17 protein-coding genes are annotated in these 12,296 nt (G+C 40.5%); 14 read left to right on the top strand and 3 right to left on the bottom strand.

Annotated elements, in window-relative coordinates:
- Positions 1 to 91 precede the first annotated feature (91 nt).
- Positions 92 to 835 carry a nuclease gene (locus CER18_RS04260; protein WP_100128846.1) on the bottom strand — a complete coding sequence of 248 codons (744 nt, stop codon included), beginning with the start codon at positions 833 to 835 and terminating at the stop codon, positions 92 to 94.
- Between the two features lie 150 nt (positions 836 to 985).
- Here CER18_RS04260 and CER18_RS04255 point away from each other — a divergent pair, with 150 nt between their 5' ends.
- From CER18_RS04255 to virB11, 14 genes are all read left to right on the top strand, one after another.
- Positions 986 to 1,336, top strand: a complete 351-nt coding sequence (locus CER18_RS04255) for a TrbC/VirB2 family protein (RefSeq protein WP_100128845.1) — start codon at positions 986 to 988, stop codon at positions 1,334 to 1,336.
- A gap of 19 nt (positions 1,337 to 1,355) precedes the next feature.
- Complete coding sequence (locus tag CER18_RS04250) at positions 1,356 to 1,679, top strand: type IV secretion system protein VirB3 (protein ID WP_100128844.1); 324 nt, start codon at positions 1,356 to 1,358, stop codon at positions 1,677 to 1,679.
- Complete coding sequence (locus CER18_RS04245) at positions 1,679 to 4,039, top strand: VirB4 family type IV secretion/conjugal transfer ATPase (protein ID WP_100128843.1); 2,361 nt, start codon at positions 1,679 to 1,681, stop codon at positions 4,037 to 4,039. Before CER18_RS04250 ends, CER18_RS04245 begins: the two co-directional genes overlap by 1 nt.
- Positions 4,036 to 4,788 carry a type IV secretion system protein gene (locus CER18_RS04240; protein WP_100128842.1) on the top strand — a complete coding sequence of 251 codons (753 nt, stop codon included), beginning with the start codon at positions 4,036 to 4,038 and terminating at the stop codon, positions 4,786 to 4,788. Before CER18_RS04245 ends, CER18_RS04240 begins: the two co-directional genes overlap by 4 nt.
- Before the next feature lie 23 nt (positions 4,789 to 4,811).
- Entirely contained in the window at positions 4,812 to 5,078 is a 267-nt protein-coding gene (locus tag CER18_RS04235; RefSeq protein ID WP_100128841.1) for an EexN family lipoprotein, read from the top strand.
- A gap of 2 nt (positions 5,079 to 5,080) precedes the next feature.
- Complete coding sequence (locus tag CER18_RS04230) at positions 5,081 to 5,485, top strand: EexN family lipoprotein (protein ID WP_100128840.1); 405 nt, start codon at positions 5,081 to 5,083, stop codon at positions 5,483 to 5,485.
- A gap of 2 nt (positions 5,486 to 5,487) precedes the next feature.
- Positions 5,488 to 5,880 carry an EexN family lipoprotein gene (locus CER18_RS04225; RefSeq protein WP_100128839.1) on the top strand — a complete coding sequence of 131 codons (393 nt, stop codon included), beginning with the start codon at positions 5,488 to 5,490 and terminating at the stop codon, positions 5,878 to 5,880.
- Between the two features lie 307 nt (positions 5,881 to 6,187).
- Positions 6,188 to 6,487, top strand: coding sequence for an EexN family lipoprotein (locus CER18_RS04215; protein WP_100128837.1), 300 nt, complete (start codon positions 6,188 to 6,190; stop codon positions 6,485 to 6,487).
- 62 nt (positions 6,488 to 6,549) lie between these two features.
- Positions 6,550 to 7,461: a type IV secretion system protein gene (locus CER18_RS04210; protein ID WP_100128836.1), complete on the top strand. Its 912-nt coding sequence runs from the start codon at positions 6,550 to 6,552 to the stop codon at positions 7,459 to 7,461.
- A gap of 14 nt (positions 7,462 to 7,475) precedes the next feature.
- Positions 7,476 to 7,757: a type IV secretion protein VblB7 gene (locus tag CER18_RS04205; protein WP_100128870.1), complete on the top strand. Its 282-nt coding sequence runs from the start codon at positions 7,476 to 7,478 to the stop codon at positions 7,755 to 7,757.
- On the top strand, positions 7,754 to 8,425 hold the full coding sequence (locus CER18_RS04200; RefSeq protein ID WP_100128835.1) for a virB8 family protein: 672 nt from the start codon (positions 7,754 to 7,756) through the stop codon (positions 8,423 to 8,425). The genes CER18_RS04205 and CER18_RS04200 overlap by 4 nt, the downstream gene beginning before the upstream one ends.
- Before the next feature lie 2 nt (positions 8,426 to 8,427).
- Complete coding sequence (gene virB9 / locus CER18_RS04195) at positions 8,428 to 9,279, top strand: P-type conjugative transfer protein VirB9 (protein WP_100128834.1); 852 nt, start codon at positions 8,428 to 8,430, stop codon at positions 9,277 to 9,279.
- A gap of 35 nt (positions 9,280 to 9,314) precedes the next feature.
- On the top strand, positions 9,315 to 10,502 hold the full coding sequence (gene virB10 / locus CER18_RS04190; protein WP_100128833.1) for a type IV secretion system protein VirB10: 1,188 nt from the start codon (positions 9,315 to 9,317) through the stop codon (positions 10,500 to 10,502).
- A 63-nt stretch (positions 10,503 to 10,565) separates the two neighbouring features.
- Positions 10,566 to 11,618 carry a P-type DNA transfer ATPase VirB11 gene (gene virB11 / locus CER18_RS04185; RefSeq protein ID WP_100128832.1) on the top strand — a complete coding sequence of 351 codons (1,053 nt, stop codon included), beginning with the start codon at positions 10,566 to 10,568 and terminating at the stop codon, positions 11,616 to 11,618.
- 195 nt (positions 11,619 to 11,813) lie between these two features.
- Here virB11 and CER18_RS10440 read toward each other — a convergent pair whose 3' ends face one another.
- Together CER18_RS10440 and CER18_RS04175 are read right to left on the bottom strand one after the other, a co-directional pair.
- Positions 11,814 to 11,963, bottom strand: a complete 150-nt coding sequence (locus tag CER18_RS10440; protein ID WP_245410047.1) for a hypothetical protein — start codon at positions 11,961 to 11,963, stop codon at positions 11,814 to 11,816.
- Positions 11,963 to 12,295, bottom strand: coding sequence for a type II toxin-antitoxin system RelE/ParE family toxin (locus CER18_RS04175; protein WP_100128831.1), 333 nt, complete (start codon positions 12,293 to 12,295; stop codon positions 11,963 to 11,965). The genes CER18_RS10440 and CER18_RS04175 overlap by 1 nt, the downstream gene beginning before the upstream one ends.
- Position 12,296: the final 1 nt, after the last annotated feature.

Below are 12,296 nucleotides of genomic sequence, written 5' to 3'. Positions count from 1 at the left end.
GAAGGGAATGCGCGCTCATAGAGCGCTGTGGTGACCAACCTATACAAATACGCAAACGTTACATACAATTATTTTCCAAACACAATAAATTTTATCCGTTATGATCAATGGGATTATAACTCCCATGATCTCTTCGCCAATCTTCTGGTTGTTGAAATTGGCTTGACCACAAGCCATTTTGTGCTTTTTGAGCTGTCAATTGTAAGTTTTTATAGTCTGCGGGCGATGGGAAATTATGCTGATCTTTTGTCAACACCATCAATCCTTCGATAAGCCCCAAGCGTGCAAGATCAACGCCATCAACAAAGCATTGCGCATAATGAACTTGTTGAATAACACGGGCTTGCCGACAGGTAACATTTTTATCGATTGTTTTTGAGACAAGCCAAGCCGTTACAAAAGCACCACAGGGCCACTTAATACCATTGCGTGAGGCAAATTGGCGTGTTTCACAGGTTTCAACACCATATAAGCGGATATTGCGAACGATTTTTTTTCTCCACCCCTCATCGACAAGTGTGATCATTTTAAAGGTCACACCACTTGTTACCTGTATAGCACCAGAATAAACTGGTACATTTTCTTCATAAAATTGGGATGCCAATGGTTCTGGATGCAGTACCATATTTTGTTGGTTTGCGTCTTGTTGATTTTTATAATCCGTCAATTGTGATTTCAGATTTTGAACTGGTTTTTCTATTGTATTTTCTTTTACATGAAAAAAAGCTTGAATCAGTTGTTCAGTATTTTCACTCAAATAAAAGTGTCCTAAAATAACAACACAAATTAAGACAATATATTTCAGTACTGATCGAAAATGTTTAAAAAGTATCATTTTGAATATTAATATATTTTATTGTTCATCAAATTATAGAATATTAAATATTGGTAATTTTATAGTAGAAAAAATAATTTTTTTCATTTATATGATTCCCGATTAAAATATTAATCTTATATTAACTTAAACATAAAGCGGGGGTTTTTCATGAAAAACATGAATAATTCGTTCAGTTGTGAACACACCTTACAAAAAGTTACTTTATCCAATACACAAAAGAAATGGTTAACAACAGTATTAATGCTGTTTATAGCCTTCATTGCACTCAGTGAGCCAGCATTTGCAGCAGGCGACTTCGGAAAAATTGATGATGCACTTCAAAAAATAGTCAAAGCTTTAACAGGTCCCATTGCAACATCAATTGCAACGATTTCGGTTGCTGGTATTGGGCTTGCCTGGATTGCTGGTTATGTTGAAATGCGTAAAGCTTTTTTTGTTTGTGTTGGCATCGGCATTGTTATGGGTGCATCACAAATTGTATCAATGCTTGCCAATTAAACTTTAGCCTTTCAAAACCATGAAAGAGCGCGAGAAGTTAACAGAAGATACGTTGTTTCTTGCTTGCACACGCCCTGCCATGATTGCAGGTGTGACGGTGGAAGCTATGGGATTAAATGGGATGGGGACGATGATATTGTTTATTATGTCAGGCAATATTTTTCTTTTAACCTTTGGTGTGATGATGCATTTCATATTTAAGGAAATCCTCAAGCATGACCATAACAAATTTCGTATTCTTCTGACATGGCAAAAGACAAGTATTTTTGCCAGAAATTCGAGTCTATGGGGTGGGGGAAGTATTTCTCCATTACGATTAATTCGTAATTATGAGGAATTATAATGAAAACAACAGAGCGCAAACGTGAAAAGCAGCCAGAGGCGATCATTCCTTACGTGCGCCATGTTAACAAGCATATCATTGCGCTGGATTCACGGGCACTCATGTCCGTTATTAAACTTGAAGGGATTAACTTTGAGACAGCGGATATTATTGATCTGAATGTGCTTCACGAACAGCTGAATAATCTGTTTAAAAACATTGCGGATGAACGGATAGCGCTTTATAGCCATATTATCAGAAAGCGTGAAACGGTTTATCCGGATGGCACTTTTAGATCGGCATTTGCGAAGCAATTGGATGATAAATATCGCGAACGGATGATCTCTCAAGATCTTTATCGCAATGAACTCTATCTTTCAATTTTGTGGAATCCTCACGTTGATAAAACGGATAAATTAGTAGAATTTTTCAAACGTTTAGGAAAAGCCAAGCAAGAAAAGACAGAAGTTGATGAAGAATCCATTCGTAAGCTTGAAGATATTACAACAGATCTTATTCAAAATTTAGAGCGCTATGGTGCAAGAAGGTTGAGTCTTTATGAACATGAAGGCAATATTTATTCGCAGCAAAGTGAGTTTATCCACCAATTGGTGGGAGGGCGTCGTGAGCGTATTCCTCTTACATGGGGGACGATAGCTTCGACGGTTTACTCAGATCGTCTTATTTTTGGGAAAGAGATCATCGAAATACGCACTGAAGCGGGACAGCGATTTGCGGGCATGTTTGGTTGGAAAGAATATCCAGCCAAAACCAGAGTAGGCATGGCGGATGGTCTTTTAACGCTTCCCTTTGAGTTTATTTTCACCCAATCATTTGTTTTCAAGAGCAAAAATGTTGCCAAGCAGATTATGGGGCGCAAACAGAATCAAATGGTCAATGCGGGCGACCGCGCGGGTTCACAAATTGTGGAACTGGATGATGCGCTTGATGATCTTGAATCGAATCGTTTTGTTTTAGGGGAGCATCATTTATCATTGGCAGTTTTTGCGGATGCTCCGCAAGAGTTAGCGGACAATCTTGCCAAAGCGCGTTCTCGTCTTACAGATGGTGGCGCTGTGATTGCACGGGAAGATTTAGGGTTAGCAGCGGCTTGGTGGGCACAATTGCCAGGGAATTATGCGTATCGCACGCGTTCTGGTGCGATAACCAGCCGCAACTATGCAGCACTTTCTCCATTTCATTCTTTTCCGGTTGGCAAAATAGATGGCAATGTATGGGGACCCGCGGTAGCCTTGATGAAGACCTCTGCTGGTTCACCATTTTATTTTAACTTTCACTTTGGTGATTTAGGCAATACGTTTGTTTGTGGACCCTCTGGTTCTGGGAAAACGGTTATTGTTAATTTTCTTTTAGCACAACTTCAAAAGCATGATCCCAATATGGTCTTTTTTGATAAAGATCGCGGTGCAGAACTTTTTGTCAGAGCCGGTGGCGGCACCTATATGCCTTTGAAGAATGGGAAGCCCACAGGCATAGCGCCGCTCAAAGGTTTAGACTATAACAATCCAGCAGATAGGGTCTTTTTACGCCAATGGATTATCAAGCTTGTTTCTTCTGAAGATCAAAAGATCAGTGAAGCGGAAAGACAAGATATTTCTGCTGCTGTTGACCAGCTTGCACTGTTGCCAAAAGAACAACGGACCATATCCGCCTTACAAATGTTTTTTGACACCACCCACAGGGAGGGGATAGCGGGACGATTAGAGAGATGGTGTAAAGGCAATGCCTTGGGATGGGTTTTTGACAATCCGGATGACGACATTGGCATTGATGCCAAATTTATTGGTTATGATATGACGGATTTTTTGGACAATGATGAAATTCGTCCACCCTTGATGATGTATCTTTTTCATAGAATTCTCTCTTTGATTGACGGGCGTCGTATTATCATTGTCATTGATGAATTTTGGAAAGCCTTAGAGGATGATTCCTTTAAAGCTTTTGCGCAAGACCGACTGAAGACCATTCGTAAGCAGAATGGTTTGATGTTGTTTGCCACGCAATCTCCCAAAGATGCGATCAATTCAACCATTGCGCACACCATTATAGAACAATGTCCCACTCAGATTTATTTTCCCAATCAAAAGGGCAACCATGGGGATTATGTAGAAGGTTTTAAATTATCTGACAGAGAGTTTAACCTAATACAAGCAGAATTAAGCCGTGAATCGCGGCGTTTTCTCATCAAACAAGGACAAAGCTCTGTTGTAGCAGAACTGAATTTACGCGGTTTTGATGATGAAATAGCCATTTTAAGTGGCACCACCAAAAACATTGAACTTTTAGAGACCATTATGGATGAAGTTGGACAATCTCCAGAAAAATGGCTCCCCATTTTCCAAGAAAGGTCAAAACAATGAAGAAGCTTTTATGGGCAACAGCTCTTTGCGCAATTTCTTTTGGCTTAAAAACAAATGCCTTTGCCATGGTGGTATTTGATCCTACAGCTGCGGCAAAATTGGCTCAGCAATATCAACAAGCATTAAAACAATTCCAGCAAGGTGCAGACCAACTCAATCAATTAAAAGGTCAGCTTGACCAAATGAAGAATCTTTATAACTCTTTGAATGTCAAGCCTGATATCTCGGGATTGAAAGAAATGTTCAACAAGCAAGGGAGCAGTGGCGCCCTTCCTTCTGATTTTAATAACTTTCAACACTCAATGGGCAGCGGGGGCGGCGGCGGAGGTAGCGGCGGCGGCAGTAAAAACACGCAAAAATGGCAAGAAGAGCTTAAATACAAAGAGCCCTCAGGGGGTGCTGGCTCAAAAGAGGCCGTGGATGCTTTTTACGCAGAGGAAGTCAAAAAAGCTGAACAGCGCGTAGTAGGACAAGCGGCAAAAGGCCAAGACGTCTACGAAGAAGCCAGTGAAACCCAAAAAAACATTAACAAGCTGCTCGACAAACTTGGAAATACGAAAGACGCTGGTGAAATTCAAGGCATTCAAGCACAATTATCCGCAATACAAGCAGACCTCCAAACAAAAGTTCTCCAAATGCAAGCCGCCGCCATGATTCAACAAGCTGAAGAAAAAGCAGCCGAACAACGTGCTTACGAAGAATTTGCAGCGCGATATGCAGATTATGCCAAAAAACTCCGTGGTCAATAAAGGGTAAAAAAAGGGGCTTGAATATGAACAAGATCATCATAACAACATTGCTACTTTGCACAGGACTTATCGCTGCTGGATGCGAAAAAACCTACAGCGTAGAAGAATTAAAAAAAGACAAAAAACTGATGGAAGAAGTACTCGTGAAATGTTTGACATCAGGGGATCTTAAATCGAAAAATTGTAAAAACGCAGAGCAAGCTGAATTTGAAACCCGTAAGAAATGGAGAGGTTTTGGCTCTACAAATGATAAGCAGCAAAAATCTGAAAAACAAGGGGACAGTCATTAATCATGAATAAAATCATCATACCAGCATTACTACTTTGCGCTGGAATTATCGCTGCTGGTTGTGAAAAAACCTATAGCGTCGCAGAATTTAAAAAAGATAAAAATTTACGCTTAGAGTGGGATGCTAAATGTGGATTTGCAGGAACTTCAAAAAATTGTGAAAACCTAAGATTAGCAGCTTTAGAACTTCAAAAAGAATATAAAGCAAAAGCCGAAGAAAGAGCGCGTAGAGCAGCAGAAGAGAATAAGAAACGTATGGATAAACTTATAGCCGAACAAAAAGCTGAATATGAAAAATGGAAAGTTGAATTTGAAGCTAAGAAACGAGCTCAAGCCGAACAAGAAGCGAAAGAAAAAGCTGAAAGAGAAGCAGAAGAGCGTGCTAAACAACAACAGGATAATCATTAACCATGAATAAAGTTCTCATAACAACATTGCTGCTTTGCACAGGCCTCATCACTGCTGGTTGTGAAAAAACCTATAGTGTTGCAGAATTGAAAAAAAATCCAAAGTTGATGGAAGAGTGGATTGCTAAATGTGGATTAGCAGGAACTTCAAAAAATTGTGAAAACCTAAGATTAGCACAACTTGAACTTGAAAAGGAATATGAAGCAAAAGCGGAAGAAAGAGCGCGTGAAGATGATGAAAGGTATCGTAAAGTAATGGAAAAGGCTAAAGCTGAAATGGAAGCCAGACTTAAAAAAATGGACGCTGAGACTCAAAAAATACTCGAAAAACAAAGAGCGGAAACACGCGCTGAAGAAGAACGAAGAGCAAAAGAACGCGCACAGAATAACGATTAAATTATAAAAACACACACTGAATAGCGGAGCATCTAAATGGCAATAATAACCAAAGGTGTATTTACTGATATAGACAATATGTTGATGCAGCCACTTACAAAGACAATGGATAAAACCATTGCCTCTCGCTATTGCGTTTTAGCTGCTCAACTTAAAAAGTTTCACTCATTTTGTAATAGATTTATGGCAACAATATGTCTGTGCCCTAGATTTATCATCACTGGTTGTGAAACAACCGATAACACAAGCATAATTTAAAGATTGTGCTCCAACCTTGTAAAACTGAAAAAATGAAGGGGAAATATTGATGAATAAAGTTCTCATAACAACATTGCTACTTTGCACAGGGCTCATCACAGCTGGATGCGAAAAAACCCATAGCGTCGCAGAATTTAAAAAAGATGAAAAATTACGCAATGAGTGGACACCTAAATGTATGTGGAAAAAACCTTCTGAAACAGAATCTCCTCAAAATTGTGAAAACTTAGGAAAAGCAATAGACGAACTTGGTAAAGAATCCTTTCAAAAATATCTAAATAAATATCGTACAAATGACGATAAACAAAAAACGAAAGAACAATCTGAAAAGAAAGAGGACAGTAATTAAAGCATAAAAATTCAACTTAGTATGGAACGCGAAACCCGTACGATAAGGAACGGAGGAAAACAATGGCAGCGTATGATATATTTACCATGATAGACAACGGGTTGATGGAGCCCCTCACAAAGGTAATGGATGACACCATTAGAAATCTCTCATCGTCTTTATCTACTCCGCTTAAAGCGTCTTGTACAATCTATATTATATTTATAGGGTACAATATCATCTATGGGCGTTCTTCCATGCCTTTATGGGACTTTATAGCAACAGTTTTCAAACTTGGCATTATTGTTGCACTTGCCACAAACGCCACCCATTATAATACTTGGGTTAGGAATATATTCTTCAACGATCTGCCGAATGCCATTGCAAATGTCACTCAAGGAGCACATTCAGATAAAAATGTATGGGATAATATGATACAAACTGCTGCTGGACACGTTTTTGATGCTGCCAACAGAGAACATACATTTACATTTGCTGTCTATTGGCTTGCTGGTCTTTTCTGCTTAGGAGTTTCTGCTCTCTTTTGTGGTGTCGGTTTTTTCGTCTCAGTATATGCTAAAATTGGTTTGTTTCTTGTCCTATCAGTAGGTCCACTTTTTATAAGCCTTTATATGTTTTCAGCAACACGAAGGTTTACAGAAGCATGGTTAAATCAAACAGTAAATTTCATCATACTTCAGGTATTAATAGTCATAATCGGTGATTTATATGTCGATCTTGCAACGACCATCCTTTCAAGAAGCGTTCTGGATATGATCATTGCTTTAGTGCAATTTTTAGGTATCAGCAGTTGTGGTATTCTTATCTTTTACAAATTGCCAGAAATCGCATCGGCTTTAGCTTCTGGTGGAGCTGCTCTTACAGGATCAACGAAAGCAGGTGTCGACGCAGTAAAAGCTCCTTTCAAAGCTATGAAGAAGCGTATGGATAAGATGGAACAGAAAGCAATGGCAGTATTAGGCCTAATAAAATGAAAGGAAATGGAAGAATGTTAAAAAAAATTGGGGTAATCTTGCCATTTCTTTTTCTCAGTGGCTGTATGTCTTCACCAAACACGCTGAAGTCACTGCCAAAATGTGATGGATATTCTAAGCGTCCACTCAACCGATCCATGTGGAATTGGGAAGGGAAAAAACCCACGCCCACGCCCATTATCATCAGTAACAACACCCCCTCCCCCCTAAAAGAGGGCAAGTTGGAAACGCTTCTCACACAAAAATTAACCGATGAAGAAATAAAATCTTACAAAAATTGCGGGCAAAAAGCATGAAACAACAAGATATCGAACAATATATTGCTGAGGCACGCTCTTTTGACCAAGACCGCATGCTCGCCTCACGCCGCACCACCCGCGCTTCTCTCGCTATCGCTGGCATAGCTGTCGTCGTCGCGCTCATCTCTTCGCTGGCGGTCATCACCCTCACACCGCTTAAAACCGTAGAACCTTTTGTCATCCGTGTGGACAATTCAACTGGCATCGTTGAAGTCGTCGACACTTTAAAAGAAGGTCCCACCAATGTGGATGAAGCCATCACACGCTATTTTGCCGCAAAATATGTTCGCTGCCGTGAAGGCTTTGCAACCGAAGAGATCCAACACAATTTCCAAACCGTCTCTCTCCTCTCCTCTCCTGAAGAGCAAGAAAGATTTGCCAGCTGGTATGGAGCAAGAAATCCACAAAGTCCTCAAATTCTCTATAAAAACGCCAGTGTCACCGTCACGATAAAATCAATCTCCTTTATCAACCAAGACGTCGCCCAAGTGCGCTACTACAAAACTGTGCGTGACAATCAAACCAAAAAAGAATTCATCACCCACTGGGTTGCAACGCTCACCTTTGAATATATCAATGCCCCTATCTCTGTCGAAAACCGTTTGATAAATCCTCTTGGATTTATTGTTAGTGAATATAGAACTGATCCGGAAGTGGTCAACTGATCATGACAAAAAAAATTCTTTTTCTCATTCTAAGCGCCATTGCTCTTTCTTCTGCTCATTTGGGCCATGCCAGTGTTTTTCCCACCCGCGCGCCTAGCGACAGCCGCATTCGCTTTATCAATTATGATGCTTATAATGTCACAAAAATTATTGGCTCCATACGCTCATCGGTACAAATAGAATTTTCTGCCAATGAAGAAATTGCTCATGTCGCCATTGGCAACAGCGTTGCATGGGAAGTAGCACCAGCGGGTAATATTCTGTTCCTTAAAGCACGCGAAGTCCAACCCATTACCAATCTCCAAGTCGTCACCACAAAGCTTGATGGCTCAAAACGCTCCTATCAATTTGAACTCATGGTCAAAGATGGAGAAATTTCCTCTGGACAAGAAACCTATTTCCTTGTGAAATTTCGCTACCCACAAGAAGAAGCAGAACAAAGAAGACTCGCCGCCCTTCTGCGCCAAGAAAAAAAACAAGCCCAGCAGATTGATGGTGCCTTCAACGCTTATGAAACCTACGGACCACGCAATTGGGCTTACACTGCGCAAGGATCAAGCATTCTTGAACCATCTGCCGTTTATGACAATGGAAAAACCACAACATTTTCTTTTCCTGACAACCAAGAAATCCCTGCCATTTATATTGTAGGCAACGACGGGACAGAATCGCTTGTTCCCAAAACCACAAGAGGCAACATGGTTATTGTCCATGCCATTAGTGCCAGATTCACCCTAAGACAGGGAAAAAATGTCCTATGCGTCTTTAACGAAGCCTATCAACCAAAAGGCATCAATCCGGATACCGGAACAACCTCACCATCTGTTGAACGTAAAATTGCATCAGATCTTTAAATTTTAAATAAAGCGGGAATTAAAGGGGAGAACATATGAGTGATACAACCACCATAGAAGATCGAGGATCAATTGGAGATGGCAAAAACAGCGCATCCAAAACCGTTGGCAAAAAAATAGCTGTTGCAATAGCGTGTATAGGACTCTGTGGCTATGTACTCTGGAACATCTTATCCAGCCCCACAGAGCAAAAAGACACCGCAAAAGCACATAAAAAACAAGCACAAAGCTTTCACAATTCCCTCACGCCTTTAGAGTTAGCCCCCGCTGACCCGCACGCAAAAATGGCACCCATAACCTTGCCACCCCCACAACCACTCGCACCAGAACCCAAAAAAGATGATCCCTTACTTGATGCCGCAAGACGCGCCCCCGTTCTTGCTTTTGCCAAAGGCTCTAAGTCTCAATTAAAAGACATCGTCAACACGACTCTCAACCCCCTTGATAAATTTAATGCCCTTGAAAATCTCGCCAATATGAATATGCAAAATTCTTCTGCCCTTCAAAATACACAAAATTTTGCCACCCTTTTACAACCGACCAAAACAGAAGAAGCCAAAGCAAAACTCATCGGCAATAGAAACTTTATCATCGCCATGGGAACCTCTATCCCCTGTATCTTAGAAACCGCCTTAAACAGTGACCAACCAGGCTTTGCAAGCTGCATTATTAACCGTGATATCCTCTCTGACAATGGTCGCGTTGTGTTACTTGATAAAGGAACCCAAGTGATTGGCGAATACCGCGGAGGAATAAAACAAGGTCAATCCCGCCTCTTCGTCCTCTGGACCAGAGCAAAAACCCCAACCGGTGTTATCATCGACCTTGCCTCACCCGCAACCGACAGTTTAGGAAGAGCCGGTTTTGATGGCAACATCAACACCCATTGGTGGGAACGCTTTGGCTCTTCCCTTTTGTTAACCGTGATTGATGGTGCCACAACAGTCTTAACAAATAAAATAGTAGGCAATTCCAATAAAAGCGGTTCAAACAACTCTGGCAACAACGGTTTTGAAGGCGCAAACAACACCGGAAAAGAAGCTGCCAGTATTGCCCTTGAAAATCAAATCAATATTCCTCCTACTTTAGAAAAATTTCAAGGCGAACTGGTCAACATTTTCGTCGCAAAAGATCTCGATTTTTCCTCCGTTTATAAATTAACAATCACAAGAAAAAAGAGAAACACTTTCTCGCGTTCTACGCCAAGCTATTCCTTTTTTTAACTCTCACGTTCAGTAAACCCCATAAAGTAAATATAAACCCCATACAGTAAATAAAAGTATATTATGCCAGCAGCAAAAAATATAGAACGCGCTTCCATCGTTTTAACAAAATTAAAAATCTTAGATGACTTCCTCAATAATGATAATTTATTTGAAATTGTCGTCAACCGCCCCGGTGAAGTGATTGTTGAAGGACCAAATGGTTGGCAAACCCACACCATACAAGAATTGACCTACAGCGAGCTAGAAGGCATTGCAAAAGTTGTTGCTGCCTACACAACACAAAAAATCAGTGTAGAAAATCCTGTTCTCTCCGCAACACTTCCCAATAATGAACGCATACAAATTGTTATGCCCCCTGCTGTTGCGCCCAATACCATTAGCATGACCATTCGCAAACCCTCATCACGCACTTTTTCCCTTGAAAGTTTACACGAAAACCAATTGTTCTCTGTAGCAAGAAACGTCAGTTTCACCCCCCTTGAACAAATGAAAAAACGAGAAAATGAACTCTCTGATACAGAAAAAGAACTAACAGATCTTTTTATCGCCAAAGACTTTTGTAAATTTTTAGAACGCGCCGTCATTACACAACAAAATATCTTAATCTCTGGAAAAACTGGTTCTGGTAAAACAACCCTCTCCAAAGCTTTAATTGCCAAAATCCCTGACTATGAACGAATTCTCACCATTGAAGACACCCCAGAACTCGTCGTTCCACACGCCAACAAAGTCCAACTTTTTTATTCAAAAGATAACCAAGGTTTAGCAAAAGCTGGCGCAAAAGAACTGCTTGAATCGGGACTCCGCATGCGCCCCGATAGAATCCTCCTACAAGAGCTGCGTGATGGCACAGCCTTTTACTATATCCGTAATGTCAACTCTGGTCACCCCGGCTCTATCACCACCGTCCATGCCTCTACAGCACTTGCAGCTTTCGAACAAATGACCCTCCTTGTCAAAGAAAGTGACGGCGGGGGTAATTTAGCACGCGATGACATCCGCGGCTTATTAATCTCGATGATCGATGTCATCATCCAATGCAAACGTTTAGAAGGCAAATTTCGTGTAACAGAAATCTATTACGACCCCTTCAAACGCCGTGATGCTTTTTAAAAAATATACCCATCCCTCTCTTATGCCAATAGAGATTTTTTAAGAACACGATTGATCGCTTCAGATTCATTTTCAATGATTGAAAATAACATGAAAATAACAAACGAGAAGAAGTATCTATAGAACATCACCCCTGTTCCCAATCACGAATACGTCCCACAAAAAAACCAAAACGTCCCTGAAATTGGATCTGTGTCAGCCCAATATTTTTTCTGATTTTTTGACATCAACATTTGCAGGAATATGGATACCAAATTTTGTAACATCCGCTTCACCTTTGGCATAGGCAAGAGCTTCACGAGCACCTTGTAATATACGAGATCCTGCTTTACTTGTTTTATCCATTATTTTTCCTTTCGATATCCATCAAGAAGTGCAGTTAAAATTTTCTTCAACTCATTCTTCTCTGATTTTGTCAAATTTCCTTGAGATGATTTACTGTAAATATCTAAGAGAAACACCGGAATATTTTGACCACCGAAAAAGGTGATAACCCTACATCCCCCACTTTTACCCTTATGCTTTGTTGGAAATCTGACTTTCCTTGCTCCACCGGTTCCTTGCATCAGATCACCAGCATCTGGATTCGCAGCAATAAAAGAAACAATATCAAATAATTCTTCGCTTGATACACCCTCTTCTTTCGCAGAAGTTAAATAAGCTGGCGTTTCGATCACT

Source organism: Bartonella tribocorum (assembly GCF_002777915.1).
Lineage (GTDB): Bacteria > Pseudomonadota > Alphaproteobacteria > Rhizobiales > Rhizobiaceae > Bartonella > Bartonella tribocorum_A.
Note: the sequence above shows the minus strand (reverse complement) of the source record. Positions and strands in the feature narration are given on the sequence as shown.